25 protein-coding genes and 1 other RNA gene are annotated in these 26,902 nt (G+C 63.6%); 4 read left to right on the top strand and 22 right to left on the bottom strand.

What is annotated here, in order from left to right; translation table 11 throughout:
• Positions 1-2 precede the first annotated feature (2 nt).
• The 5 genes from NKJ73_RS16930 to NKJ73_RS16910 are packed head-to-tail and all read right to left on the bottom strand — an operon-like array spanning position 3 to position 4,804.
• Positions 3-1,076 carry an imelysin family protein gene (locus NKJ73_RS16930; RefSeq protein ID WP_352570324.1) on the bottom strand — a complete coding sequence of 358 codons (1,074 nt, stop codon included), beginning with the start codon at positions 1,074-1,076 and terminating at the stop codon, positions 3-5.
• Positions 1,076-2,683, bottom strand: coding sequence for a di-heme oxidoreductase family protein (locus NKJ73_RS16925; RefSeq protein ID WP_352570322.1), 1,608 nt, complete (start codon positions 2,681-2,683; stop codon positions 1,076-1,078). Before NKJ73_RS16925 ends, NKJ73_RS16930 begins: the two co-directional genes overlap by 1 nt.
• 12 nt (positions 2,684-2,695) lie before the next feature.
• On the bottom strand, positions 2,696-3,181 hold the full coding sequence (gene bfr / locus NKJ73_RS16920) for a bacterioferritin (RefSeq protein WP_023676883.1): 486 nt from the start codon (positions 3,179-3,181) through the stop codon (positions 2,696-2,698).
• Positions 3,147-3,458, bottom strand: a complete 312-nt coding sequence (locus NKJ73_RS16915) for a (2Fe-2S)-binding protein (RefSeq protein ID WP_352570320.1) — start codon at positions 3,456-3,458, stop codon at positions 3,147-3,149. The genes bfr and NKJ73_RS16915 overlap by 35 nt, the downstream gene beginning before the upstream one ends.
• Positions 3,459-3,514: 56 nt before the next feature.
• Positions 3,515-4,804, bottom strand: coding sequence for an imelysin family protein (locus NKJ73_RS16910; protein WP_352570372.1), 1,290 nt, complete (start codon positions 4,802-4,804; stop codon positions 3,515-3,517).
• Between the two features lie 425 nt (positions 4,805-5,229).
• On the opposite strand from NKJ73_RS16910, the gene NKJ73_RS16905 reads away from it, so the two are divergent.
• On the top strand, positions 5,230-6,483 hold the full coding sequence (locus tag NKJ73_RS16905; RefSeq protein WP_352570318.1) for an NAD(P)/FAD-dependent oxidoreductase: 1,254 nt from the start codon (positions 5,230-5,232) through the stop codon (positions 6,481-6,483).
• Between the two features lie 9 nt (positions 6,484-6,492).
• Here the strand turns inward: NKJ73_RS16905 and NKJ73_RS16900 are convergent, their stop codons facing one another.
• From NKJ73_RS16900 to ffs, 13 genes are all read right to left on the bottom strand, one after another.
• The gene (locus tag NKJ73_RS16900; protein WP_352448587.1) at positions 6,493-7,770 is read right to left on the bottom strand and encodes a 4-aminobutyrate--2-oxoglutarate transaminase; all 1,278 of its coding nucleotides are present in this window, start codon (positions 7,768-7,770) and stop codon (positions 6,493-6,495) included.
• 286 nt (positions 7,771-8,056) lie between these two features.
• Positions 8,057-8,371 carry a hypothetical protein gene (locus tag NKJ73_RS16895; RefSeq protein WP_352448586.1) on the bottom strand — a complete coding sequence of 105 codons (315 nt, stop codon included), beginning with the start codon at positions 8,369-8,371 and terminating at the stop codon, positions 8,057-8,059.
• A gap of 44 nt (positions 8,372-8,415) precedes the next feature.
• On the bottom strand, positions 8,416-9,165 hold the full coding sequence (locus tag NKJ73_RS16890; RefSeq protein WP_352542927.1) for an ABC transporter ATP-binding protein: 750 nt from the start codon (positions 9,163-9,165) through the stop codon (positions 8,416-8,418).
• Positions 9,162-9,995, bottom strand: a complete 834-nt coding sequence (locus NKJ73_RS16885) for an ABC transporter ATP-binding protein (protein WP_352570316.1) — start codon at positions 9,993-9,995, stop codon at positions 9,162-9,164. The genes NKJ73_RS16890 and NKJ73_RS16885 overlap by 4 nt, the downstream gene beginning before the upstream one ends.
• A gap of 10 nt (positions 9,996-10,005) precedes the next feature.
• Entirely contained in the window at positions 10,006-10,926 is a 921-nt protein-coding gene (gene nikC, locus NKJ73_RS16880) for a nickel transporter permease (protein ID WP_352448584.1), read from the bottom strand.
• Between the two features lie 13 nt (positions 10,927-10,939).
• Positions 10,940-12,007: an ABC transporter permease gene (locus NKJ73_RS16875; RefSeq protein ID WP_023676874.1), complete on the bottom strand. Its 1,068-nt coding sequence runs from the start codon at positions 12,005-12,007 to the stop codon at positions 10,940-10,942.
• 31 nt (positions 12,008-12,038) lie between these two features.
• The gene (locus tag NKJ73_RS16870; protein WP_352570314.1) at positions 12,039-13,682 is read right to left on the bottom strand and encodes an ABC transporter substrate-binding protein; all 1,644 of its coding nucleotides are present in this window, start codon (positions 13,680-13,682) and stop codon (positions 12,039-12,041) included.
• Positions 13,683-13,883: 201 nt separating this feature from the next.
• Positions 13,884-15,155: a lytic murein transglycosylase gene (locus NKJ73_RS16865; protein WP_352570312.1), complete on the bottom strand. Its 1,272-nt coding sequence runs from the start codon at positions 15,153-15,155 to the stop codon at positions 13,884-13,886.
• Between the two features lie 178 nt (positions 15,156-15,333).
• Positions 15,334-15,939, bottom strand: coding sequence for a recombination mediator RecR (gene recR, locus NKJ73_RS16860; protein WP_352448580.1), 606 nt, complete (start codon positions 15,937-15,939; stop codon positions 15,334-15,336).
• A gap of 335 nt (positions 15,940-16,274) precedes the next feature.
• On the bottom strand, positions 16,275-17,213 hold the full coding sequence (locus tag NKJ73_RS16855; protein WP_352570310.1) for a cell wall hydrolase: 939 nt from the start codon (positions 17,211-17,213) through the stop codon (positions 16,275-16,277).
• A gap of 289 nt (positions 17,214-17,502) precedes the next feature.
• Positions 17,503-17,826: a YbaB/EbfC family nucleoid-associated protein gene (locus NKJ73_RS16850; RefSeq protein WP_023676870.1), complete on the bottom strand. Its 324-nt coding sequence runs from the start codon at positions 17,824-17,826 to the stop codon at positions 17,503-17,505.
• A 32-nt stretch (positions 17,827-17,858) separates the two neighbouring features.
• Positions 17,859-19,679 (bottom strand): DNA polymerase III subunit gamma/tau, encoded by a 1,821-nt coding sequence (locus NKJ73_RS16845; protein ID WP_352570308.1) that lies wholly within the window; start codon positions 19,677-19,679, stop codon positions 17,859-17,861.
• A 104-nt stretch (positions 19,680-19,783) separates the two neighbouring features.
• Positions 19,784-19,880: signal recognition particle sRNA small type (gene ffs / locus NKJ73_RS16840), an RNA gene on the bottom strand.
• 359 nt (positions 19,881-20,239) lie between these two features.
• Here ffs and NKJ73_RS16835 point away from each other — a divergent pair.
• From NKJ73_RS16835 to NKJ73_RS16825, 3 genes are read left to right on the top strand one after another with little or no spacing between them, the layout of a single operon-like run.
• The gene (locus tag NKJ73_RS16835; protein WP_023676868.1) at positions 20,240-20,659 is read left to right on the top strand and encodes an HIT family protein; all 420 of its coding nucleotides are present in this window, start codon (positions 20,240-20,242) and stop codon (positions 20,657-20,659) included.
• Between the two features lie 38 nt (positions 20,660-20,697).
• Positions 20,698-21,639: an NAD(+) diphosphatase gene (gene nudC / locus NKJ73_RS16830; RefSeq protein ID WP_352570306.1), complete on the top strand. Its 942-nt coding sequence runs from the start codon at positions 20,698-20,700 to the stop codon at positions 21,637-21,639.
• Positions 21,640-21,664: 25 nt separating this feature from the next.
• Positions 21,665-21,967, top strand: coding sequence for a Dabb family protein (locus tag NKJ73_RS16825; RefSeq protein WP_023676866.1), 303 nt, complete (start codon positions 21,665-21,667; stop codon positions 21,965-21,967).
• 24 nt (positions 21,968-21,991) lie between these two features.
• On the opposite strand, the gene NKJ73_RS16820 is transcribed toward NKJ73_RS16825, so the two are convergent.
• The 4 genes from NKJ73_RS16820 to NKJ73_RS16805 form a co-directional block, all read right to left on the bottom strand.
• On the bottom strand, positions 21,992-22,933 hold the full coding sequence (locus tag NKJ73_RS16820; protein ID WP_023676865.1) for a 2-hydroxyacid dehydrogenase: 942 nt from the start codon (positions 22,931-22,933) through the stop codon (positions 21,992-21,994).
• 95 nt (positions 22,934-23,028) lie between these two features.
• Positions 23,029-24,660 (bottom strand): ABC transporter ATP-binding protein, encoded by a 1,632-nt coding sequence (locus NKJ73_RS16815; protein ID WP_352570304.1) that lies wholly within the window; start codon positions 24,658-24,660, stop codon positions 23,029-23,031.
• Complete coding sequence (locus tag NKJ73_RS16810; RefSeq protein WP_352570302.1) at positions 24,657-25,796, bottom strand: ABC transporter permease; 1,140 nt, start codon at positions 25,794-25,796, stop codon at positions 24,657-24,659. Before NKJ73_RS16810 ends, NKJ73_RS16815 begins: the two co-directional genes overlap by 4 nt.
• The gene (locus NKJ73_RS16805) at positions 25,796-26,890 is read right to left on the bottom strand and encodes a microcin C ABC transporter permease YejB (protein ID WP_352570300.1); all 1,095 of its coding nucleotides are present in this window, start codon (positions 26,888-26,890) and stop codon (positions 25,796-25,798) included. The genes NKJ73_RS16810 and NKJ73_RS16805 overlap by 1 nt, the downstream gene beginning before the upstream one ends.
• Between the last annotated feature and the right edge of the window lie 12 nt (positions 26,891-26,902).

The following is a 26,902-nucleotide window of genomic DNA, read 5'->3' as shown; positions in this document are numbered from 1 at the left end:
GATCAGTCGCCATCCAATGACGAGAACCCGGCGGTCAGGCCGAATTCGGCGGTCAGCCTGGTGCCGATCAGGGTCGTCAGGCTGGATGTCACCAGCGAGAAATAGTCGAGCTTCTGGCGCAGCGCCGGATCGGCAAGTGCCTTGTCGATCGGTCCCCTGATCGCCTTGGCCGCCTCGATCCCGTTGGTGAGCTGGATGTGGACCGATTCTGCCATCCAGCGCGCATCGGGCGGCAGCGCGTCGCCAAGCTGCGAGGCCTGGAACAGCGTGTCCATGCCCGCCAGATTCCCGGTCAGCGAGCGGGCGGTGTTTTGCGAGCGCCAATAGATCGCCTGTTTCGGTTTGTCGGCCTCCGGCTTGGCGCCCAGGAAGCCTTTCAGGCGTACGTCGCGGACCATTTCCAGCTCGTTGATGAAGACGCCGACCAGTTCGGTCACCGCTTCAGTTCCGTCGTAGTAGAGCGCGTTCTGCGGACCCGGATTGGCCCAGAGCGCGGCAAAGCCGTTGGGCTCGTTCCAGGCATCGCCAACCTCGCCGGCAATCGTCTCGACATTGCCGGCAATGGCCGCACCGTAGGCGCAGCGATAGGTGTCGTCCCTGCCGACCAATTGACCGGCTCCGTCGCCGTAGAGGACGAATTCCAGTGCGCCGAGCCCTTGCGTGGCGACGCTCTTTGTAGCCAGCTGGGCGGGATCGGCGGCTGTCGGATCCTTGCCGGCAAGTGCTGCCTGCACCTGCTTCAGGCCGATGCTCTTGCGGTCCGGCCAAAACAGCATGCGCTCAAGCCGGTTGTTTTCCGCGATCGGCCCGAAACGGATGATTTCCACCACCGACCAGGCATCCACGACACCCGAGAATTCGGCGCGTGCCGCATCGAGATTGTCCCGCGAGGGCGCTTGGCAAAGCGCGTGCATGGTCTTGGCCAAGCTGTCCGCATGGTCATGCAGTCTGGCATAGGCCGGGCGGACGAAGCCGTCGATCGCCCGCTGGATCACATCCGAAGCCTTCACCGCCGCGGATGCCGGCAGCGCACCGGCGAGGACCAGCATCAGAGCGAATGCAAGACGCTTCCGCATCAGAGCGACCCCAGAAACTTGATCAGCGCGGCGCGGTCGGCCGCATCGGCAGCGGCAAAGCGGTCACGCGCCTTCTGGCCCTCGCCGCCATGCCACAGAATCGCCTCGGCCAGGTTTCGTGCGCGCCCGTCATGCAGGAAGAAGGTGTTGCCGCTGACGGTCTGGGTGAGCCCGATGCCCCACAGTGGCGGCGTGCGCCATTCGCTTCCCGTGGCCTCGCCCACCGCCTGTCCGTCGGCAAGACCGGGTCCCATGTGATGCAGCAGGAAATCGGAATAAGGCCAGATCAGCTGGAAGGCCTGCGCCTTGTTCGGGGTGCCGCGACGGGTGACGAATTTCGGCGTATGGCAGGAGATGCAGCCCATATCGTAGAACAGTTTTTTGCCGGCGAGCACGTCCGGTCTGTCGAGATCGCGCCGGGCCGGCACGGCAAGGTTTTGCGAATAGAAGGTCACGAGGTCCATGACCGGCGGCGGCGCTTCGACCGGACCGAGGCGCTCCTGTACACCGTTAGGTAGGGCAAGGCAGGTCTTTTCCGCGGCGCTGCAATCGCCCCAGTGCTTCGGCACCTCAGGCGTCGAAATGCCGATATCGCCGGCAAAAGCGTCCGCCGATTGCTGGCGGATCGATGCCGCCTGCGCCTTCCAGCCGAAACGGCCGAGCGTCAGTTCACCGCTGCTGGCGTCGCGTATTATGTTTGGCCTGCCGGAAATCCCGTCACCATCGCGGTCGGCCGCATCGGCACGCGTAAGGATGTTGGCAGGAGCGATCTGCTCGACCAGGCCAAGGCCGATCATCGGCGGCGTCATGCGCGGCGACAGCGTGGTGTGTGGATCGAGCGCCCCGTAGGCGAGACCGTCGACCGAATAGCTCGGCTTGCGCAGCGACACCGTGCTGCCGTCCGCCAATTTCACCTTCTCGTCCTGGTAGTCGACATGCATCCTGCCTTCGCCCTGCAGACCGGGAACGGCCAATTCCTGCAGCTGCGTGCCATAGACCGGGTCGGGAAAGTTGAGCACCTTGTGATCGGCGAGCGCGGCTTTCTCCTCCTCGGTACTGGCTTCCCTTGCCAGGCGCAGGAACATCGAGGTGGTGCCGCTGTCGCCTTCGGGCGGATGGCCGCGGCCGTCCTTCAGATGACAGTTCTGGCAGGCGCGCTCGTTGAACAACGGACCGAGCCCATCCGAGGCTTGTGTCGAGGATGGCGAGGACACCCAGTTCTTGCGGAAAATGGCGTTGCCGAGCTTGAAGGTACCCTCTTCCTCGAAGCTGATGTTGGCAGAGGATTGCGAGAAGGCGTCCTTGTTGACGTCCTTCTTCGAGGTGCCGGCGCCGCCCTGCATCAGCTCGAATTGCTCGGGCTTGGAGAAATCGCTGGTCGGCCTGGTGATGGCGATGACGCGCGCCAGATCCTTCGGCGTCAGATCCGTGCGGCTGGTGGCAAGCCCCGCCGGTTGCGGCGCCCCGGCCAGCGCCGAGGCTGTGAGCGTCGCCACCACGGCAAGAAAGGCGCCGCGAAGGATACCGTATCGCGGCTTCTTCTGAGGCGGCAGGCCACAATGCTCGGCCGGCCGCAAGCGGCGCATGAAATCTAGGGGGCGCCGCATTCCGGCATGTCCTTATTCCGCCTCGTCGGCCGACGCTGCGTTGAGTTGGCCGTACTTTTCTTCGCCGATCGAGGCGAGCAGGTCGAGTTGCGTCTCGAGGAAGTCGATGTGACCTTCCTCGTCAGCCAGCAATTCCTCGAACAGCTTCATCGTCACGTAGTCGCCTGCTTCGTTACAAACCTCGCGCGAACGCTTGTAGGCGGTGCGCGCGTCATATTCGCCGGCAAGATCGGATTCGAGCACTTCCTTGACATTCTGCCCGATGCGCAGCGGCGCCACGGACTGCAGGTTCGGATGGCCCTCGAGGAAGATGATGCGCGCCACGAGCCGGTCGGCATGGTGCATTTCCTCGATCGATTCAGCGCGTTCCTTCTTCGCCAGCTTGGCGTATCCCCAGTCTTCCAGCAGCCGGAAATGCACCCAGTATTGATTGACCGCCCCAAGTTCCAGAAACAGAGCCTCGTTAAGCCGCTCTATGATCTGCTGTTCGCCTTTCATGGGTTCTGCTCCCGTATTGGACGCGCAGGCCTCTGACGCGATCCAGGTGTGAAACGATGTCCACGCCACTCACCGCCGAGCGGGCATGGTAATTTTCGGTGACCCGAATGATCGTTTCGACCACATTTGGGAAGCAGCCGCAACAGCGACCGCGCTTGTGCATGGCGTGATAGACCTTCGCCGGCACGATCAGCTGCCAGGGGTCCTCATCCAGCAGTCCGACGATCGTCTGCTCTATCTCCTTTTCGGTGATGATGTTGCAATGGCAGATCAGCATTTGTCGCTCTGGCTAACGGCGCTTCGTTGCGTCGCGTGGCTGGTGGTTTCGATAGTCTATTGGAACACCTTGTCCGGTGAATCGAGGCTGTCCGAGCCCTCGAAGGCTATCGCATTGAGCTTCAGGGTACCGACGGCGCGTTCGATCGACTTGGTCTGATCGACCAGCGCGTCGATCGCCGCCTGCACAGTGGCATTGCCTTCCGTGTTGCCTTCTCCGATCTGCTGGTCATAGGCCTCGCCGGCAAGCGCCCGCGCCTTGATGGCCTCCATCTTGGCGATAGTGACGTCCAGTTTGTCCGACAATTCCTTGTCGACCGCCGGGTCGGCCGCCTTGACCATGTCGGCCACCGACGGCCCCTCGACGACAGTGCCGTCGAGCCGCTTGTAGCTGCCGTGATAGGCGGCACGGATGCCGATCGCATCGTAAAGATGGGAGTTGTAGGTATTGTCGGAGAAGCAATCGTGCTCCTCTTCCGGGTCGTGCAACAAGAGGCCGAGCTTCATCCGCTCTCCGGCGAGCTCGCCATAGGACAGCGAGCCCATGCCGGTGAAGATGGTCGAAATGGCGGCGTTCGGCTCGCCATCGACAAGGTTCTTGCGGGCGGCGCCGCCTTCCTTCCAGTCGTCGACCATATCCTTTAGATCGGAAACCAGAAGGTCGCTCGCCGATTTCAGATACTGTCCGCGACGGTCGCAATTGCCGCCGGTGCAATTGGCGAGGTCGTAATCGGTGTAGGGCCGTTCGCCGGCGCCCGGACCGGTGCCGTGCAGGTCCTGACCCCAAAGCAGGAATTCGATAGCGTGATAGCCGGTCGCCACATTGGCCTCGATACCGCCGGCCTCCTGCAGGGTGCCGGAGAGGAACTCCGGCGTCAGCTCGGTGGCGTCGACCTTCTTGCCGTTGATCTCGATCGACTTGTTGGCGATCACATTGGCGGTGTAGAGCGCGTTGGCGTCCGACTCGGTGCCGTGGCTCTTGGCGACATAGTCGATCAAGCCTTCGTCGAGCGGCCAGGAGTTCACCTTGCCTTCCCAGTCGTCGACGATGGCATTGCCGAAGCGATAGACCTCGGTCTGCTGATAGGGAACGCGCGATGCCTTCCAGGCCTCGCGGGCGGCGTTCAGCGTTTCGGCAGATGGCTTGGCGAGCAGCGCATCGACAGCCTTGTCGAGCGCCTCGGCCGTGATCAGCGAATCCTCGTATTTGGCGAGCGCAATGTCGGAATAGGTCTTGATGACCGCCTTGGCATCGGTTTGCGCCTTGGCCGGCAGCACGAACACGGCCGCCGTCAGCATCGCCGTGGCGCCGATCGTCGCAAGCCTGCCGCCATACCGCGCGGTCATCATCGTTCTCATGATTGTCTCTCCTCGGGAATCAATGAAATGCCGGCGCCGCGGCGGGCAGTTGCCAGCGGGCAAAGAAGGGTCGCGCCATCGCGCGGTTCGCGGAAGAAAGACACCGAAATGCCTCCAATCGAAAGGGTTCAAGGCCCAGACATCAAAGGGATGCGCTGACGCGCGAGCTTCCATAAAACGGCGAAGACGTCGGATGTCAACTGGTGACGTAGAAAAATTCAATTGAAACAACAGTTTAGAATTATTCTAAACTATAACTGTCAACTTTAACGCCGATGTATAGGGAATACCGGCGCATGACGCGGTTGACAGGCGGCCGTTCCGGGTGCGACCCGGATCGGCGCTCTTGCGGCGGCGCCGGACAATCGCCACCTGGCGAGACGTCCTAGATTTGGATGAGGAATCGGGCTGTTATGAAGAACGGGGTCGTCATTGTCGGTGCGGGTCATGCGGGCGTGCACGCGGCCGCCAGCCTGCGCGAAGAAGGCTATGACGGCCCGGTGATCCTGGTCGGCGACGAAAACGAACTGCCCTACCACAAGCCACCGCTGTCGAAGACTTTCATCAAGGATCAGCAAGCAAAGCCGCAGCCGTTGCGCGGCGAGCCTTTTTATACCGGCAGCAGCATCGACTACCGGCCAGGCCTCCGGGTCGAGCGCATCGACGTAGGCGGCCGCCGGCTGGAGATATCGGGCGGCGGCGTGTTGCCGTTTGACCGGCTGATCCTCGCCACCGGCGCGCGGCCGCGCCTGCTGCCGCTGCCGGGTTCGGAGCTTTCTGGCGTTGTGTCGCTGCGCTCGCTCGGCGATGCCCGCCTGATCCGCGAATTGAGCGCGCAAAGCGAGGAGGTCGTCATCCTCGGCGGCGGCTTCATCGGCCTGGAGATTGCCGCGACGCTCACCGCGGCAGGCCGCAAGGTTACGGTGGTCGAGGCGGTCGACCGGCTGCTCGGCCGCGCCGTGGCACCGGCCATCGCCGGCCATGTGCGCCAGCGGCTGGAGGCCACCGGTGTGCGCATCCTTACCGGCACCACCATCGAACGGCTGGAGGGCGAGAACGGCCGTGTTTCGGCTGCAATCACCTCGTCCGGCGAGAGATTGCCGGCGCAGATGGTCGTCATCGGCATCGGCGTCGTGCCGAATGTCGAATTGGCCGAAGCCGCCGGCATTGCCATCGCCAACGGCATCCGCGTCGACCAGCAGATGCGCACGTCGGTGCCGGAAATCCTCGCCATCGGCGACGCGGCGTCTTACCGGCACTGGTTCACCGGCGGCGACGTGCGGCTGGAATCGGTGCAGAACGCCACTGACCAGGCGCGGCTCGCCGCACGCACTATCGCCGGCCACACCGACAATTACTCGGCGGTGCCGTGGTTCTGGTCCGATATCGGTGACATGAAGCTGCAGATGGTCGGCCTGATTGCGGGTGGCGACAGCCATGTCGTGCTGGGCGACGTGGCCGAGAACAAATTCTCCATCTACCACTATGCCGGAAGCCGGCTGCTCGGCATCGAATCGGTCAACCGGCCCGGCGACCACATGCTTGGCCGCAAGATGCTCGGCGCCGGCTTTTCGCCGTCGCCGCAGATTGTCGCGACCGGGCCCGACGGGCTGAAGGCGGCGCTCGCCGCCTTCCAGCAGGCAGAGCCGGCCCCGGCGGCAGGATAATCGTATCGCTCAGGCGGCGCGGGCCTCGCGGATCGAACTTTCCAGGATGTCGAGCGCCTCGTTCATGACGCCGTCCTGGATGGTGATCGGCGCGAGGAAGCGGATGACGTTGCCGTAGACGCCGCAGGTGAGCAGGATCAGGCCCTTGTCGAGCGCCTTCAGCCGGACCGCATTGGCGAGTTCCGGCGACGGCAGCCCCTTCGTCACATCGTTGAACTCGACCGCGTTCATGAAGCCGGGGCCTCTGATATCGACGATTTCCGGGGCTTCGTCGCGGATCGCTTGCAGGCGCTGCTTCAGACGGTTGCCCAGCGTGTTGGCCCGGTCGCAGAGCTTCTCCTCGTCGATGACGTCGAGCACGGCATGCGCCGCGGCGACGCCGATCGGGCTGCCGCCATAGGTGCCGCCGAGTCCGCCGGGGTTCGGCGCATCCATGATCTCGGCACGCCCGGTGACCGCCGCCAACGGGAAGCCGCCAGCCAGGCTCTTGGCCATGGTGGTGATGTCGGCCGCCACCTCGTGGTGGTCCATGGCAAACATCTTGCCGGTGCGGGCAAAGCCGGTCTGCACCTCGTCGGCGATCAGCAGCATGCCGTGCTGATCGCAGATCTTGCGCAATGCGGTCATGAAATCGCGCGGCGCCTCGTAGAAGCCGCCCTCGCCCTGCACCGGCTCGACGATGATCGCGGCGACGCGGGCCGGATCGACATCGGCCTTGAACAGCCGGTCGAGCGCAGCCAGCGAATCGGCGACCGACACGCCGTGCAGCGCAACCGGGAACGGCGCATGGAAGACATCCGCCGGCATGGCGCCGAAGCCGACCTTGTAAGGCACGACCTTGCCGGTCAGCGCCATGCCCATGAAGGTGCGTCCGTGGAAGCCGCCGGAAAAAGCGATGACCGCCGGCCGGCCGGTGGCGTTGCGGGCAATCTTGATTGCATTCTCAACCGCCTCGGCGCCGGTGGTGACAAAAATCGTCTTTTTGTCGAACTTGCCGGGCAGCATGCCGTTCAGCCGTTCGGCCAGCCGGATATAGCTCTCGTAGGGCACGACCTGGTAGCAGGTATGGGTGAAGCGGTCGAGCTGCGCCTTGACCGCTTCGATCACCCTGGGGTGACGGTGGCCGGTGTTGACGACGGCGATGCCGGACGAGAAATCGATGTAGCGGCGGCCTTCCACATCCCAGATCTCCGAGTTTTCGGCGCGATCGGCATAGATCTGCGTGGTCATGCCGACGCCGCGCGAAATCGACTGGCTCTTGCGTTCGGAAATGGCTGAATTTGTCATCGTATCCCTCACCGGGCCGGCGCCCGCTCTCGTTTGATGGCTGTTGAGACTCTTCTGGGCTTATTTCAGGTTTTCCTCAAGTTGGCACTGGCGGCGGGCGATTGGGCCTGCGGTCCGGCAGCTACGCGATGATGGCCGGCACTATCGCCGGCGCAGCGATCATGCTGCTGTTCCTGCCGGCGCGCTATTCGGCGTGGTTCAGGTCATGGAGCCGAAAGGCTGGAAAGAGCTACCCGTTTTGGAGACCGGCGAACCGGTGCAAGGTCCGACTTAAGGCTTTGCCGGATCATTCGTTATCGTTGGAGGGTACAGGGCGCGACCTGGCGCGCTGCCACGGCGACGATTTTGACTCGCGCCAAGCATGCCAGCCTTCCGGCAAGTCGGCCAACGCAAGGATACTTTCATCCCGCTGCACAACGTTTTGCAAGCTGACAATCATTATGTCGCCTTCGTCAACAGGTCCAATTTCGCTGTTGTGGAATTGCCAACTGCCGTCGTCATCGTCATGCGAGACGTGTGCAATCCAGTCGCCGCGGGTAATTATGACCCGATCCAAAAACACCGCGACATTGGGCGGGTCTGGGAACGTCCATTGCTGCATGGGAATCTCCCGAAGACAGTTGGTCCTGCGCACCGTGAGAAGGTTCAAGCGGTTCTCACAAACCCTTCGCTGGCCCTCAGCAGATTGCGCGTGTAGTCCTTGGTGACACGGCGTTCGACAAGATCGTCCGCGGTCAGATTCTCCATCGCCTCGCCGTTCTGCATCACCATCAGCCGTTCGCACATGTGGGTGATGATGGCTAGGTCGTGGCTGACCATCAGGAAGGTCAGCTTGCGGCGGCGCCTGATCTCTTCCAGCAGGTTCAGCACCTCCGCCTGCACCGAAGCGTCGAGCGCCGAGGTCGGCTCGTCGAGCAGCAGGATCGACGGTTCCAGAATCAGGGCGCGGGCGATCGCCACGCGCTGGCGCTGACCGCCGGACAATTGATGCGAATAGCGAAAACGGAACCCGGTGCCGAGGCCGACCTCGTCGAGTGCCCGCTGGATGCGCTTTTCGCCGTCGGCGAAGCCGTGAATGGCGAGCGGCTCCTGCAGCAGGCGGTCGACGGTCTGGCGCGGGTGCAGCGAACCGTACGGGTCCTGGAAGACCATCTGCACCTCGCGGTAGAACGCCTTGTCGCGACGCGCGCCGAGCGTTTTGCCGTTGACCGCGATGGTGCCTGATGCGGCCGGCGCCAGGCCGGCGATTGCCCTGAGCAACGTCGACTTGCCGGAGCCGGACTCGCCGACCAGGCCGAAGGATTCACCGGATTCGACCTCGAGGCTGACGCCTTTCAACGCGCGGAAGCGGTCGAAGACCACCTCCAGCCTGTCGACGGAAAGGGCTGCCGTCATGCTGCCCACTCCGGCTTGCGGTCGAGCACCGGCAGCGGGTGACGGTCGGCGCCGATCTTGGGCATGCAGTTGAGCAGGCCGCGCGTATAGGGATGCTGGGCGCGGCCGAGCTCCGAGGCTTTGAGCTGTTCGACCACCTTGCCGGCATACATGACGATGACACGATCACAGAAGGACGAGACCAGGCGCAGATCGTGCGAGATGAAGATCAGCCCCATGCCGCGCTCGCTGACTAGCCGGTCGAGGATGCCGAGCACGTCGAGCTGGACAGTGACGTCGAGTGCCGAGGTCGGCTCGTCGGCGATCATCATTTCCGGCCCGGCGATCAGCATCATGGCGATCATGGCGCGCTGGCCCATGCCGCCGGAAACCTCGTGCGGATGCAGGTCGAAGACACGGGCCGGATCGCGGATCTGCACAGCCTCCAGCATGGCCAGCGCGCGGTCGCGGGCTTCGGCCTTGGAGACCTTCTCATGCGTGCGCAGCGTCTCGACGATCTGGCGGCCGATGCTCATCACCGGGTCGAGCGAATATTTCGGATCCTGCAGGATCATGGCGATACGCTTGCCGCGCAGTGCCCGGCGCTCGCGCGGCGAGGCTGCCAGCAGGTCGATGCCGTCGAAAGCGAGCCTCTTCGCGGTCACCTCGGCCTGCGGCGGGGTGACGCCCATGATGGCGCGGCCGGTCTGCGACTTGCCCGAACCGCTCTCGCCGACAATGCCGAGCCGCTCGCGGCCGAGCGAGAAGGAAACGCCGCGCACCGCCTCGATCAGGCCGGTGCGCGTCGGGAAGGTAACGCGCAGGTCGTTGATTTCGAGAAGCGTGCTCATTGGTCGCCACTCATTGGTCACCGCTTCGGGGATCGAGCGCGTCGCGCAGGCCGTCGCCGAGCAGGTTGAAGCCGAGGCTGACGATGAGGATGGCAAAGCCCGGCGCGCCCGCAACCCACCACTGGTCGAGCACGAAGCGGCGGCCCGACGCGATCATCGCGCCCCATTCGGGCAGCGGCGGCTGCGCGCCGAGGCCGAGGAAGCCGAGGCCGGCCGCGGTCAGGATGATGCCGGCCATGTCGAGCGTCACCCTGATGATCAGCGAGGAGATGCAGAGCGGCATGATGTGGCGAAGCACGATGCGAAACGGCGAGGCGCCCATCAATTGCACCGCCTTGATATAATCGGAATTGCGCACCGTCAGCGTTTCGGCGCGGGCAATGCGCGCATAGGGCGGCCACGAGGTGATGGCGATGGCAAGCACGGCATTTTCGATGCCGGGGCCGAGCGCCGCGACAAAGGCCAGCGCCAGGATCAGCTTCGGAAAGGCGAGGAAGATGTCGGTGATGCGCATCAGGATCGCATCGGTCCAGCCGCCGGCGTAACCGGCGACGGTGCCGACCAGCAAGCCGATCGGCGCGGCGATAATGGCAACCAGAATGACGACGTAGAGTGTCCAGCGCGAGCCGAAGATGATGCGCGAATAGATATCGCGGCCGAGATCGTCGGTGCCGAACCAGTGCGCCGCACTCGGCGCCAGCAGCCGCGAGCCCTTGAGGTCGCCGAATGTCGGCGAATAGGGCGCCAGCACATCGGCGAATGCCGCGACCACCAGCAGGGCGACGATGATGAGCAGGCCGGCAAACGCCAGCCGGTTGGCGGAAAAGCGCCGCCACGCCACATAGGCGCGGCCGAGCCTCGCCTGCACGCGCGACGCCGGCCGCTCGCTGAGCAGCCAGTCGCGGCGGGTTTGAATCGCTTCCGTGCTCATCCTGCCTTGGTCCTCATCCTGCCTTGGTCCTTGGATCGAGCAGCCGGTAGAGCAGGTCGGAGAATAGATTGATGGCGATGAAGACCGAGCCGATGATGATCGTGCCGCCAAGCACGGCATTCATGTCGGCGTTCTGCAGCGAGTTGGTGATGTAGAGGCCGATGCCCGGCCACGAAAACACTGTCTCGGTCAGCACCGAGCCTTCGAGCAGCCCGGCATAGGACAGAGCGATCACCGTGACCATCGGCACCGCGGCGTTGCGCAGCGCGTGACCCCAGATGATGCGCGTTTCCGACAGGCCCTTGGCGCGCGCTGCGACGATGTATTCCTGGGTGAGTTCGTTCAGCATGAACGAGCGCGTCATGCGGCTGATGTAGGCGAGCGAGAAATAGCCGAGTAGCGAAGCCGGCAGGATGATGTGGCGGAAGGCATCGGCAAATACATCCCACTGCCGCTGCCAGAGCGCATCCAGCAGGTAAAAGCCGGTAATCGGCGTGAAGGTGTATTCGTAGACGACGTCGAGCCGGCCGGGAAAGGCGACCCATTGCAGCTTGGCGTAGAACAGCACCAGCGCCAGCAGCCCCAGCCAGAAGATCGGCACGGAATAGCCGACAAGGCCGATGATGCGCACGATCTGGTCGATGACGCTGCCGCGCCGCACGGCGGCTAGCACGCCAAGCGGCACGCCGATCACCGAACCGATCAATGTTCCCAACGTCGCCAGTTCGAGCGTCGCCGGAAAGGCGCGGCGGATATCGGTCATCACCGGATTGGTGGTCAGCACCGAGGTGCCGAAATCACCGTTCAGGGCATGTTTGACATAGATGTAGAACTGCTCGACCAGCGGCAGGTCGAGGCCCATCTCGCGGCGCGTTCGTTCGACGACGTTGGCCGGCGCCCGGTCGCCGAGCACCGCCAACACCGGGTCGATCGGGATCACGCGGCCGATGAAGAAGGTCACCGCGAGCAGACCGAGATAGGTCGTTATCGCGATGACCAGGAACCGGGCGATAGATGAGGCCACGGCAACGGCGCGGGCGCCGCCGCGCCCTGCCGTCACCTCGCTTTCAGCCACACTCATACGGCGCGTCCGCCGGCGTCACTCCCCGGCATCACTCTTTCGAGACGGGGCCGACGAAGTTGGTGTCGAAGCTCGGGCCGAGCGCAAAACCCTTGAGGTTCTTGCGCAGGCCGGCCACTTCCAGCTGCTGGTGGATGATGACGAAGGGGCTGGTATCGAGGATCTTCTTCTCGAGATCCTGGTACATTGCGGCGCGCTTGGCCGCGTCCTTCTCGAGCAGGGCGGCTTCGGTCTGCTTGGTCAAGTCCGGGATGTCCCAGGCGTTGCGCCAGGCCAGCGTCTTGGTCTTGCCTTCATCCGAATTGTCGGGGTTGCTGGCGAAGGTCTGGGCGTTGGAGTTCGGATCGAAATAATCCTGGCCCCACTGGCCGATATAGATGTCGTGGTTGCGGGCGCGGTATTTGGTCAGCGTCTGCTTGCCGTCGCCGGGGATGATCTCCAGCTTGATGCCGGCCTGTCCCAGCGTCTGCTGGATCGATTCCGCCATGCCCGTCGTCGGCTGCCCGGTACGCACGTCCATGGTGACGCTGAAGCCGTCGGCGAGGCCGGCCTTGGCGAGCAGTTCCTTGGCCTTGGCGACGTCGAACTTGAACGGGTTCTCGTCCAGTTCGCCGAGCACGCCCTTGGGCAGGAAGGTCTGGTGGATCTCGCCGATGCCCTTGAGGATGGTCGTGCTCAAGGCGTCGTAGTCGACCAGATATTTGAAAGCCTGGCGAACCTCGGGCTTGGCGAGGTTCGGGTTCTTCTGGTTGAGGCTGATGTAATAGACCGTGCCCTTCGGCGCGCTGGTGGTGGTGAGGTCGGCATTCTTGGCGATGGCATCGAGGTCGTTCGGCTCGAGATTGCGGGCGACGTCGATATCGCCGGCTTCGAGCGCCAGGCGCTGGCCCGAGCTTTCCTTCATGTTGCGATAGATAACGCGGGCAAGCTTGGCTTTTTCGCCGTAGTAATTGTCGTTGCGCTCAAGGACGACGGCCTCGTTGGCCCGCCATTCGCGCATTTTGAAGGCACCGGAGCCGGCATAGCCGGTCTTCAGCCAGGCGTTGCCGAAATCATTGTCCCATTTGTAGTCGGCGCTCGGGGTGACCGCAGCGACATGCTCTTTGACCAGCTTGGCGTCGACGACCGAAGCGACGGTCGCCGAAAGGCAGTTCAAGACGAAGCTCGGCGCATAGGCCTTGTCGACGGTGAACTGGAACGTCGTGTCATCAACGGCCTTGGCCTTCTCGGTGACGTTGCCGCCATCGATACCGAACTGGCCGATAATAAAGGCCGGGCTCTTGTCGAGCTTGATGGCGCGCTCGAACGAATAGGCGACGTCGGCCGCCGTGATCGGATTGCCGGAGGCGAATTTGAGGCCGGGCTTGAGCTTGAATGTGTAGGTCAGGCCGTCGTCGGAGACGCTCCAGCTTTCGGCGAGATCGCCCTTGACCTTGGATGTGTCGCTGAGGTCGAGGCGTACCAGAAGATCATAGGTGTTGCCGGTGACCTCTGCGGTCGACAATTCGAATGCTTCGCCCGGATCCATGGTGATGATGTCGTCGATGGCGAAACCCTCGACCAGCGTGTCGGCGGGCGTGACCGCGAAGGCAGGCGCAACGGCCAGAAGCAGCGCGGACATGGCCGCGCCCGCGAGCAAGAAGCGGGAGCGTAGAGCAAACTTTTCCATCATCATTTTAACTGTTCCCTGTTTTTGTTGACCTGAGTTCCCGGCTCAGGGTTGTGGCATTTCTTGCCGCGTCGAACGGTGATCCCCGGACCGTTGTCTTGGCAATTTTTTGTGCGGTTCCGGTTCACCATATCCGGCGGTTTCGAGCGCGGCAACGAGCATTTGCAGAACGGTCGATTGGGCCAGACCGGCGGTGCGAAAATCCGGCTATTTCAGCGCGGTAACCAGGTCGGCGTCGGGAAAGCAGGTAGCGGAACGGCCGTTGCTGGCCTGCCATTTGCCGATCGAGCGGCGCGTCTTGAAGCCAGGCAGGCCGTCGGCGCTGCCGACATCGTAGCCCTTAGCTTCCAGCGCCCGCTGCAGGGCGGCGATGTCGGAGCGGTAGAGCCCGCCGACCGCGCCCCAATTGCCCGAGAAATTGCTGTCGCCATGGGCGATGCGATCGGCGCCATGGCCGATGAACAGGGCATAGAGATCGCTGGTGTTATACTGCTTCAGCACATAGAAATTGGGGGTGACGATGAAGGCCGGGCCGCTACGCCCGGCCGGCATCAAAAGAAAGCCCTCGGCTTTCAGTTCGCTCGCCGGGAACGGTTTACCCGACACACGCCTGATGCCCATATCAGCCCACTGGGAAATCTTCTTGCCCTGGTCCGGACCTTCGAGCGAGCACGAGACGCTGTCCGGCACAGTCACCTCGAAGCCCCAGCCGCGGCCCCTGACCCAGCCATAATGGACGAGATAATTGGCGATCGATGCCAGTATATCGGGCGTCGAATTCCAGATGTCGGTGCGGCCGTCGCCGTCGAAATCGACGGCATGCTTGAGGAACGATGTCGGCATGAACTGCGGCTGGCCAAGCGCGCCTGCCCAAGACGATTTCATCGCGCCGACCGGGGCAAGCCCGCGCTCGACGATCGCGAGCGCAGCCAAGAGCTCGGTGCGGAAGAATTCCTTCTTGGTCGACATGAACGCCTTGGTGCCCAGCACCTCGAAGGCGTCATAAGGCATCTTCGCCGCGCCGAAGCCGCTCTCGCGGCCCCAGATCGCCAGCAGCACTTCGCCAGGCGCGCCGTAGCGTTTCTCGATCGCGGCAAGAGTCCTAGCGTTGGTCGCCTCGCGGGTGCGGCCGCCGGCGGTCACCGTTCGGATTATCTTTTCAGCGAAATAGGCGCCCGGCGAACCGAACTCGGCCTGATGCTGCTTCTGCGGCGTCGTCGCCTTCTCGCCCGGCTTCACCAGGTCGGGCAGCTTCAGGTTCGGCTTGACGCCTTCGAAGGCGGCATCGAAGGTTTTCCTGGAGATGCCTTTGGCCTTGGCTTCGGGCCAGAGGTCGTTGCCAAGCCAGGCGCGGAACTGGTCGTCGATCTTTGCCGCCGAGGCGGGGGTGGCGAGGAGGAAGGCAAAGAGGACTGCAAGAAAGATCGCCAATCCACAAAGCCGACGTTCTGTCGCGCCCCCCTCTGTCCTGCCGGACATCTCCCCCTCCAGGGGGGAGATTGGCTGTCGCGTCTGTTTTCGCCAATCTTCAACGTCGCAAGCTTGGCGGGGATGTCGAGGCTGCCGATCTCCCCCCTGGAGGGGGAGATGTCCGGCAGGACAGAGGGGGGCGCGACGGAACGCAATCATCTCGGAAGCACTCTCCCCGCAACTCGCCTCAAAACACCGTCCGCGAGCGCAGTGCGGCGGCCAGCGTGCCTTCGTCGAGATAATCGAGTTCGCCGCCGACCGGAACACCGTGCGCCAGGCGCGTCACCTTGATGTCGAAGCCGGAAAGCTGGTCGGTGAGGTAGTGCGCGGTGGTTTGGCCCTCGACCGTGGCGTTGACGGCGAGGATCACTTCCTTGACTTCGCCGCCGGCGACGCGATCGACCAGCGAACGGATGTTTAGCTCATCAGGACCAATGCCGTCGAGCGGCGACAGCGTACCGCCGAGCACATGGTAGCGCACGTTCATGGCTGTCGCCCGCTCCAGCGCCCAAAGGTCGGCCACGTCCTCGACGACGATGAGCGTAGTGGGGTCGCGGCGGGGGTCGGTGCAGATCATGCATGGATCCGAGGTATCGACATTGCCGCAGGTCGAGCAGATGCGCACCTTGTCGACCGCCTCGCCCATGGCGGCGGCGAGCGGCGCCAGCAGCTGTTCCTTCTTCTTGATGAGGTGGAGCGCGGCGCGGCGTGCCGAACGCGGACCGAGCCCCGGCACCTTGGCCAGCAGCTGGATCAGGCGTTCGATCTCGGGACCGGCGATTCGCTTCGACATCGCACCGGTTTAGGATTTTTCCGCACGCTTTGGAACTCTGCTGAGGCGGGCGACCGGGCAATCGCTTCAGGCTTGAATTCGCCCGTCACCCTTTTCCGGGCGTTGGCGCTGCCCCTCACCCGCCTGCCGGCGACCTCTCCCCGTATAGTGACGGGGAGAGGAACGCTCTTATCGACGGTTTCGCCAATCATCATCGTTGCAGAATGTACGCCAGGATTGCGGCCGTCCCCCTTCTCCCCGTCACTATACGGGGAGAAGTGCCCGGCAGGGCGATGAGGGGCGGCGCCGACTCCACGTATTTGTCTGTCCGAAGCGACTGCAAGCCACTAGGGCCGTCAGTTTTCTTCCAGTGGCCGGGTCTGGCCGGCGATCATCGCGCCGATGGCGTCGGTGTTCTCGGGCGTCGCCTCGAACGACATTGTCGGCTCTGCCGGCGCGGCCTGGAAGGAGGTGACAGGCCGCTCGCTCACGGTTCCGCCAAAACGGGCCGCATCCGGCTCCTGCATTGGTTCCTGCAGCGCCACAAGCATCGGCTTCTCCGGTGTCGCCCTCGCCGCGGTTGCCATCCCGGCAGTCACCCTTGTCTGCTTTGCCGGCAGCGATGCCGCGGCGGTCACATAGGTCGCTTTGGCGAATGTCGGCTTGGCGCTGCGTGCCGGCTCCGCCGAGGCGACAAGTATGGCCTGAGCGGCAGGCGCTTGCGGCTTGGCCTGGGCCATGGCGACCACCGGTTCGTCCGGCAGCGGCTGCCAGTTGCGGCCGCGCTTTTCATAGAAGGCATTGCCGCCGGCGACCATGGTGTAGTGCATGTTCTTGTAGGGGAAGCGCAGGCCGGCGGTGTGGAAGAACATGGTGTTCTTCAGCTTGGCTTTGCGCTCGCCCTTGAGCACCGCCTCGGCGGCTTCCTCGACGTCGGGCATCGCCTTCGAATTCATCGGCCGTGTCATGACGCCCGGCGCGAACTGCCCGCGCTCGCCGACGACCTGGCAGATGGTGTTGCCGTGATTGCCGGACCGCAGCCGGTTCATCACCACCGTGCCGACCGCAATCATGCCGTCACGGCTCGACCGGTTGGACTCGAAGAACATTGCCCGCTCCAGGCACTCCTTTTCCTTCGGCGTGGAATTGTAGGAGCGCGAGCTCAGGAAACTCGGCGTAATAGCATCGGTCAGGCTGGACATGCCGTGCGAGGCGGTCTGACTGCAAGCGGCCAAAAACAGCGGCGAGATAACGACGCCGAGCCGCAACGGCGTCTTCCATCGGGTAGAGATCAACAGGTGTCCCCTCAATTCTGCTGCCAGCCCGCCTCTGGTTGCGGCAAGAATGAGACACTTTCAGGCAAAAAGATGGCTAAAGCGTTATTAAGTGTGGGGAGTTGCCTAATAGACACAGCTGGCGGTAGAGCGAGCACTGGGCCGCTGCACTCTTCGGCCACTGTAACGGCATACCGATTGACTAGCGCGTCGCGTTCGACCGGCCTCATGCGACGCGCTTTAGGTTCTTGTTTTGATGCATGTCGTTATCGCAAAACCGCTGCACACTTTTGCGCGACATGCACTAGCCTTAGAACGGCAGTTTCATTCCCGGCGGGATCGGTAGGCCCGCGGTCAGCGCCCTGGTCTTCTCCTGCATGATCTGCTCGACCTTGGTCCTGGCGTCGTTGTGGGCAGCGAGAAGCAGGTCCTCGAGAATCTCGACCTCGTCTTCCTTGAACAGCGACGGGTCGATCTTCAGCGACTTCATCTCGAATTTGCCGGTCAGCGTGACGCTGACCAGGCCGCCGCCGGCCTGCCCGGTGGCTTCCAGCGTGGCGATCTCATCCTGCATGGCCTGGAACTTGGCCTGCATTTCCTTTGCCTTGCCCATCATGCCGAGAAGGTCTTTCATCGCACGGTCCTTTGCAGCTGGTGCTGGTTGTTTCAGGTTTCGTCGTCGTCGGCCGGCGGCTCGACCGGCACGTCGGCCTCGTCGGCTTCCGGCGCGTCGGGAATGCGCACGTCGATGATCTTGGCGCCGGGAAAGCGCGCCAGGATGGCGGCGACCGTCGGGTCGCTCTTGGCATCGAGGAAGGCGTTTTCGCGCTTTGTCGATTCCAGCTCGGCCAAGGTCTGGCCGCCCTCTTCCTTCGACAGCGACACCAGCCAGTTGCGGCCGGTCCAGGCGCGCAGCTTGGCGGTCAAATCGTTGAGCAACATCTTCGGCGCATCGTCGGTCAGGCTGACGTCGATACGACCGGGCTCGACGCGCACCAGGCGCACGCAACGCTTCACCAACACCTTGAAGGCCATGTCGCGCTGGGCGTCGGCAAGGGCGACAATGTCGGCCAGCGATTTCACCGGCACCGGCGGCGCCTCGACCGCCGGCTCCGGCGGAGTAACGAAGTTGGTCGGCACCGGCTCGGCCTCGACCAGACGCATTGTCTGGGCGCCGCCATTGGCCATCGGCATCCGCGCCTGCGCCACGGCGCCGGCACCACCGCTTGCAGGCGCATGGTTTGCGGGGCCGGGGCTTGCCGGCGTGCCATTCACGCGCGGCGCAGTGCCCGGCAGGGTACCGCCGTTCTCCAGCGATTTCAGCGCCTCGTCCAGCGTCGGCAGGTCGGCGGCATGGGCCAGCCGGATCAGCACCATCTCGGCGGCGCTGACCGGGCGGTTGGAGGTCTGCACCTCGGGAATACCTTTCAAGAGCATCTGCCACGTCCGCGACAGCACCTTGACCGACAGCATGCTGGCGAAATCGGCGCCGCGCCGGCGCTCGTCCTCGGACAGCGAGGCGTCGTCGATGGCAGCCGGCACGAAACGCAGACGGGTGACCAGATGGTTGAACTCGGCAAGGTCGGTCAGCACCGCGGCAGGATCGGCGCCGGTATCGTACTGGGCACGGAATTCGGCAAGTGCGGCGGCGACGTCGCCCTTCATGACATGTTCGAACAGGTCGACGATGCGGGCACGGTCGGCAAGGCCGAGCATAGCACGCACCGCTTCGGCGCTGACCGCGCCGCCGCCATGGGCGATCGCCTGGTCGAGGATCGACTGCGCATCGCGCATCGAGCCTTCGGCCGCGCGCGCGATCATCGCCAGCGCATCGTCTTCGACTTCGATGCCCTCCAGACCGGCTATCCTGGCAAGGTCGGCCTTGATCATTGCCGCATCGATGCGCCTGAGGTCGAAACGCTGGCAGCGCGACAGGACGGTGATCGGCACCTTGCGGATTTCGGTGGTGGCGAAGATGAACTTGACGTGCGGCGGCGGCTCTTCCAGCGTCTTCAGCAGGCCGTTGAAGGCCTGGTTGGAAAGCATGTGCACTTCGTCGATGATGTAGACCTTGTAGCGCGCCGACACCGGGGCGTAGCGCACACGCTCGATGATGTCCCTGATGTCGTCGATGCCGGTATGCGAGGCGGCGTCCATCTCGATGACGTCGACATGCCGGCCTTCCATGATCGCCTGGCAATGCTCGCCGAGCACGGCAAGGTCGACGGACGGCTGGTCGACGGTCGATGTTTTGTAGTTCAGGGCCCGCGCGAGTATGCGCGCGGTCGTCGTCTTGCCGACGCCACGCACGCCGGTCAGCATCCAGGCCTGGGCGATGCGGCCGGTGGCAAAGGCATTGGTCAACGTGCGGACCATCGGCTCCTGGCCGATCAGTTCGGAGAAATTCGACGGTCGGTATTTGCGCGCCAGCACGCGGTAGGCGGCAGGCTTGTCCAATTTCCCGGCCTCGTTTCCGGCTTCGCTCATTCGCCCGTTAAGCTCCAAGGGCTGCCACTGGAGGCGGCCGATTCCTGCGCATAGTTTCGCCCGCTCGGCTTGGCGCCGTCAATGTCAGGGCAAAAGGCGAAGAGGCGGGAGGCTGGAACAATGACCCGTTCCGGGCTCGTTAGGGCTGCTTCCTTCCGGACCTGACCCGGTTGGCGAGTGGACCGTCCACCACCAACCTCCCAGCCTCCATATCGGCAATCCGGCGATGAAATGCAAGTGCGGATGATAGGGGCCTTGAGCGACGGCGAAAGCTGAAACCAAAAACCCGCCTCGGCGGGCGGGTCGTTGGTGCGAATAATCACCATAGCGAAATTAGTAGCATAGCTGCCGGCACAAAGCAAGAACAAAATGTGGCCGCGATCAAAATCGTCGACCTCGGCGGGGCAGCGCCAACCTGATGCAATTTGCCCGGGCCCTCACTTCTTCGCGCACAATCAGCGCCGCGACGGCCAATGTTGGTTGCTGCCCCTTGCGGCCCTTCGGAAGCCGCTCTAGCGTCGATGGAGTTCAAAAAACGTCAAAAAGTGAGGGAAACGCCGATGCTGCCGGGCCTCAAGGCCGGATTCACGCTTGACGCCCAGCTGGAAGCCGACAGCGAACAGTTGATGTGGCTCGGCCTGTGCGAATTGCGCGTCATGAACGACCGCCGCTGGCCATGGCTGCTGCTGGTGCCGCAGCGGCCGGGCATCGAGGAAATCCACGACATGACGCCGCTGGACCAGGCGATGCTGACCTTCGAGACCAACATGGTGGCGCTGGCGCTGAAGCGGGTGACCGGCTGCACCAAGATCAACACCGGCGCACTCGGCAACATCGTGCGCCAGTTGCATGTACACGTCATTGCGCGCTCGGAAGGCGATCCCGGCTGGCCCGGCCCGGTGTGGGGGCACGGCCTGCGCGAGCCCTATCAGCGCTCCGACCTTCGCAAGTTTGCGGAAAAGATCAAGGCAGCGCTATAAGCCTCTCCCGTGTCCACCTTGAACCTTCCCGAGTCTGCATGAGCTTTCGCCTGTTTGACGCGCCCTTGCGCGAGCCGAGCCAGTTCGTCGGCTTCGCCGGCAACATTATCGACCGGCAGTCCGAAAACCGCGCCGACGATTCCGTCGAAAAGGCACTCGCCGATCCCTCGGCGCGGCTTTTGCTGATGCGTGGCGGCCGGCTCTATTTGAAGCTTGCGCAAGGCGCATTCGACCCCTGGTTCGGCGTGGCCGAATGCCGACCGCTCGAAGCGTCGCTCGAAAACGGCGTCCTGCTCGGTTTTTCCGAAAGCGGCCCGGTGCTGGCGGTGCCGGCCGGGGTCGAGCCCGAGCAGCTTCCCGAGACGATCAAGGCGATCGACTATCGCTCGGTCTATATGCAGGGGCTGATCGACGAAGCGGCGGCCGGCGCGCTGGCGCAAGGGGCGGCGCTGCTCGCCTGGCATGCCAGCCATCGCTTCTGCAGCAAATGCGGCACCGAAGCCGAGATGCGGGCGGGCGGTTACAAGCGGCATTGCCCGGCCTGCGGTACGGAGCACTTTCCGCGCACCGACCCGGTGGCGATCATGCTGACGGCAACACGCGAAAAATGCCTGCTCGGCCGCGGCCGGCATTTCGGGCCCGGCATGTATTCGGCGCTCGCCGGTTTCATCGAGCCGGGCGAGACGATCGAGGCGGCGGTGCGCCGCGAAACGCTGGAGGAAGCCGGCATCCGGCTAGGCCGTGTCGTCTACCACGCCAGCCAGCCCTGGCCGTTTCCCTATTCGCTGATGATCGGCTGCTTCGGCGAACCGCTCAACGACGATATCCAGCCCGACCTCAACGAGCTGGAAGATTGCCGCTGGTTCTTTCGCGACGAGGTGCTCTTGATGCTGGCCCGCGAGCATCCGGGCGGCCTGATGACACCGCCGAAGGGGGCGATCGCCTATAACCTCATCCGCGCCTGGGCTGACAGCGCGTGACACGAAGATATCGCAGGAGCAAAAAATGATCCGTCACACCGTCGTGTTCACGCTGAAACACCCGCCGCATTCGCTCGAGGAAAAACGGTTCCTCGCCGACGCCAAGAGGATTCTCACGGCGATAAAGGGCGTCACGCATTTCGAGCAGTTGCGGCAGGTCAGTCCCAAGAACGACTACCGCTTCGGCTTCTCGATGGAGTTCGCCGATCAGCGGGCCTATTCCGGCTACAACGACCATCCCGACCACGTCGCCTTCGTCCGCGACCGCTGGATCCCGGAAGTCGAGGCGTTTATGGAGATCGACTACGTGCCGCTCGGCTGGGGCTGAGACTGGAAAGCGGCGCTCTAAAAATTAATACCCGGCGTCGCGATCCACCACATTTTCCAGCGGTTCGCCGCTCTCGAAAGCATCCATCTGGCGCAGCATGATCGGCGCCAGGTGGACCGGATCGGAAGTTGCCGCCGCATGCGGCGTCACGAACACTTTGGGGTGGCTCCATAGCGGGCTGGTCTTCGGCAGCGGCTCGACCTCGAAAACGTCGAGGCTGGCTTCCTTCAGCGTGCCGTCGTCCAGCGCGCGCAAAATGTCGGCGTCCTTCTGCAGCCTGCCGCGCCCGGCATTGATCAGCACTGAGCCGCCGAGGCCGTTGCGCTTCCGCAGCTCCTTCAGCACGCCGTGGTTGATGATACCGTGCGTCTGCGGCGTCAGCGGCAGCAGCACCACCAGGATGTCGGTGGCGTTTAGGAACGGGATCAGGCCGGCCTCGCCCGCGTAAGTCGAGACACCTTGCATCGGCCGATCGCTGCGCGACCAGCCATTGACGGGAAAGCCGAGCGACAACAGCACCGATGCCGCCGCGCGGCCAAGCGTGCCGAGCCCCATAATGCCGACCGAGATGTCGCTGGCCGGCCGCTGCTGCGGTTCATGCCAGATCTTCTTCTGCTGCTGGGCGCGGTAGAGCATGCCTTGGCGATGGTGGTCGAGCACCCGCCAGACGACGTATTCGGTCATGTACTGGGTCAGGTTGTCGGCCACCACCTTGACGACCGGTACGTCGGGCAAGGTGGGATCGGCGAAGATGTGGTCGACGCCGGCGCCGATCGAGAAGATGGCGCGCAGATTGGGCAGCGACGACAACAGGTTCGGCCGCTGTTTCCACACCACAGCATAGGTAATCGAGGGATCGCCGGCGCCATTCGGCTCGAGCACCACCTCGCGCTCCGCCGACAGCAGTTCGCGCCAGCGCAGCGGATGAATACCGGTGAGGGCAAGCAGGATGCGGCCTTTTTCCATTGTGGATTGTTTTTCCCTTTTTACCAACAGCGTTCGCGTTCCGACGCGCAAGGCGCGGCAGTGTTTTGATTTTGTGCATGATCTCTGGCGAAAATCTACTCGCTGACGATGCCGACCGGCGCCGTTTCGATCTTGAAGGCGGCCGAGATCAACGCCTTTGTGTAGTCGGTCCGCGGGTTGCCGAAAATCTGTTCGGAAGGACCGGCCTCGACGATCCTGCCGTTACGCATGACGATGACTTCGTTGGCGAGCGCGCGGATGACCCTCAGATCGTGGCTGATGAAGAGGTAGGCGAGGTCGTGCTTGGCTTGCAGGCTGCGTAAGAGGTCGACGACCTGCGCCTGCACGCTCATGTCGAGCGCCGAGGTCGGCTCGTCCAGCATGACGAAACGCGGGTTGAGCACCATGGCGCGCGCGATGGCGACGCGCTGGCGCTGGCCGCCGGAGAATTCGTGCGGATAGCGGTTGCGCGTCGCCGGATCGAGGCCGACTTCCTTCAGCACGTCGACGACACGCTCGTCGCGCCCATCAGGAGACAGCTTCGGCTCGTGGATCTTCAACCCTTCCTCGATGATCTCGGCGACCGACATGCGCGGACTGAGCGAACCGAACGGATCCTGGAAGACGATCTGCAACTCGCGCCGCAGCGGCCGCATTTCGTTGAAGGACAGCTGATTGATGCCGCGTCCGTTGAACTGGATGGTCCCGGTCGACGAGATCATCCTGGCCAGCGCCAGGCCGAGCGTCGTCTTGCCTGAGCCGGATTCGCCGACGACGCCAAGCGTCTGGCCGGCCCGCACGGTGACGTCGATGCCGTCGACCGCCTTCACATTGTCGACGGTGCGCCGGAAGAAGCCCTTCTTGATCGGAAACCAGACCTTGACGTCCTTGCCGACCATCACCGGCTTGGCGGCCTGGTTGGCCGCCGGCGGCTTGCCTTTCGGCTCGGCGGCAAGCAGATGCCGCGTGTAGGCGTGCTGCGGATTGGCGAATATCTCCTTGGTCGGGCCGGTCTCGACGATCTTGCCCTTGGTCATCACGCAGACCCGGTCGGCGATCTTCCTGACGATGCCGAGATCGTGGGTGATGAACAGCATCGACATGTTCTTGCGGCTTTTCAGGCCGGCGAGCAGCTCGAGGATCTGCGCCTGGACGGTGACGTCGAGCGCCGTCGTCGGCTCGTCGGCGATCAAAAGTTCAGGCTCGTTGGCCAGCGACATGGCGATCATGACGCGCTGGCGCTGGCCGCCGGAAAGCTGGTGCGGATAGGCGTCGAGCCGCTTCTCCGGCTCGCGGATGCCGACCTCGTGCAGAAGTTCCAGCGTGCGCGCCTTGGCTTTGCGATCCCCCAGGCCCTGATGCAGCTTCAATACCTCGACGATCTGCTGCTCGATCGTATGCAGCGGGTTGAGCGAGGTCATCGGCTCCTGGAAGATCATGGTGATCTTGTTGCCGCGCACGCGGCGCAGGTCTCTCTCGTCGGCGGCAAGCAGGTCGGCGCCGAGGAACAGGATCTTTCCCGACGGGTGGCTGGCGGTCGGATAGGGCAGCAGCTTCAGAACCGACAGCGCGGTGACCGACTTGCCGGAGCCGGATTCGCCGACCAGCGCCACCGTCTCGCCCCTGGCGAGGTCGAAGGAAATATGGTCGACGGCGATCGACTGGTCGCCGCCTTGCGTGAAGGCGACGCTGAGGTCCTGGACCGAGAGCAGCGGGGTGTCGCTCATCTGAACGTCTTGCGCGGATCGAAGGCGTCGCGGGTGGCCTCGCCGACGAAGACCAGCAGCGACAGCATCAGCGAGATGACGACGAAGCCGGAAATGCCGAGCCAGGGCGCGTTGAGATTGCGCTGTGCCTGCTTCAGCAACTCACCCAGCGAGGCGGCGCCGGGCGGCAGGCCGAAGCCGAGATAGTCGAGCGAGGTCAGCGTCGAAATCGAGCCGCTGAGCAGGAAGGGCAGGAAGGTCAGCGTCGCCACCATGGCGTTGGGCAGCAGATGCCGGAACATAATGGTGACATTGGATACGCCGAGCGCGCGCGCCGCGTTGACATATTCGAAATTGCGGGCGCGCAGGAACTCGGCCCGCACCACGCCGACCAGTGCCACCCAGGAGAACAGCAGCATCAATCCGAGCAGGATGAAGAAGCCGGGCGGCAGGATGGCGGCGACGATCAAGAGCAGATACAGCACCGGGATCGCCGACCAGATCTCGATGAAACGCTGGAACAGGAGGTCGGTCCAGCCGCCGAAATAGCCCTGCAGAGCGCCGGCCGCCACGCCGATCAGCGCCGAGCCGGCGGTCAGGATCAGGCCGAACAGCACCGATATCCTGAAGCCGTAGATGACGCGCGCCAGCACGTCGCGGGCCTGGTCGTCGGTGCCCAGCCAGTTCCAGTTGCCGACGTTGCAATTGGGGTCTGCCTCGCCTTTCGGATACTGGTTGCAGCGCGTCTTCTTGTCGTAGAGCCAGGACGGCTTGGTCGGTGCTGCTTCGGGAATAGCGTTGTTGACGGTCTGGTAGGAGTAGCGCACCGGCGGCCAGACCATCCAGCCATTGGCGTTGATCTCGTCCTGGATCACCGGGTCGCGGTAGTCGGTGACCGCATAGAAGCCGCCGAACTTCTCCTCGGGATAAGCGACCAGGACCGGAAACAGGATCTCGCCCTTGTAGGAGGCGATGATCGGCTTGTCGTTGGCGACCAATTCCGAAACCAGCGACAGCACGAACAGGAACAGGAATATCCACAACGACCAGTAGCCGCGCCGGTTGGACTTGAAGTTCTGCAGGCGCCGCTGGTTGAGCGGCGACAGAAAGGGCCGCGCGATCCGTGCCGGCGCCGTTTCGGCTGTGGCCTGCGCCATCAGACGTCTCTCCGCTCGAAATCGATGCGTGGATCGACCCAGGTATAGATCAGATCGGACAAAAGCCCGACGAACAGGCCAAGCAGCGAGAAGATGAAGAGATTGGCGAACACCACCGGATAGTCGCGCTGCACCACCGAGTTGAAGCCGAGCAGGCCGAGGCCGTCGAGCGAAAATATGTTCTCGATCAGCAGCGAGCCGGTGAAGAAGGCCGAGATGAAAGCACCGGGAAAACCGGCGATGACGATCAGCATGGCGTTGCGGAAGACGTGGCCATAAAGCACCTGCCGCTCCGACAGGCCCTTGGCGCGGGCTGTGACCACATATTGCTTGCGGATTTCCTCGAGGAAGGAATTCTTGGTCAAAAGCGTCGTCGTGGCGAAGGCCGACAATACCAGCGCGGTCAGCGGCAAGGTCATATGCCAGAAATAGTCGACGATCCGCGCCGGCCACGACAGCTGGTCCCAATTGTCGGAGGTGATGCCGCGCAGCGGAAACCAGTCCCAGAACGAGCCGCCGGCAAACAGCACCATCAGCAATATGCCGAACAGAAACCCGGGAATGGCGTAGCCGACGATGACGACGCCGCTGGTCCAGACGTCGAAGGTGGAGCCGTCCTTGACCGCCTTGCGGATGCCGAGCGGGATCGAGATCAGATAGGACAAAAGCGTGATCCACAGCCCGATCGAGATCGACACCGGCATCTTTTCCAGGATCAGGTCGAGCACCGATATGTCGCGGAAATAGCTGTCGCCGAAATCGAAGCGGAGATAGTTCCACAGCATCATGCCGAAGCGCTCGAGCGGCGGCTTGTCGAAACCGAACTGCTTCTCCAGCTTCTTGATGAATTCCGGGTCGAGCCCTTGCGCGCCGCGGTATTTCGAGCCGACGTCGCCGGCGACGTCGAAATTGGCGCCGCCGGCATCACCGCCGCCGCCGCCGAGGCGATCGCTGCCGCCCTGGTTGGTCAGCCTGGCGATGACCTGCTCGACCGGCCCGCCCGGCGCGAACTGGATGACGGCGAACGACACCGCCATGATGCCGAACAGGGTCGGGATCATCAGCAGGATACGGCGCAGTATATAGGCGCCCATCAGGCTCTCTGC

The organism is Mesorhizobium sp. M0074, assembly GCF_040322975.1.
GTDB lineage: Bacteria > Pseudomonadota > Alphaproteobacteria > Rhizobiales > Rhizobiaceae > Mesorhizobium.
The sequence above is the reverse complement of the archived record's forward strand: the minus strand, read 5'-3'. Positions and strand labels throughout refer to the sequence as shown.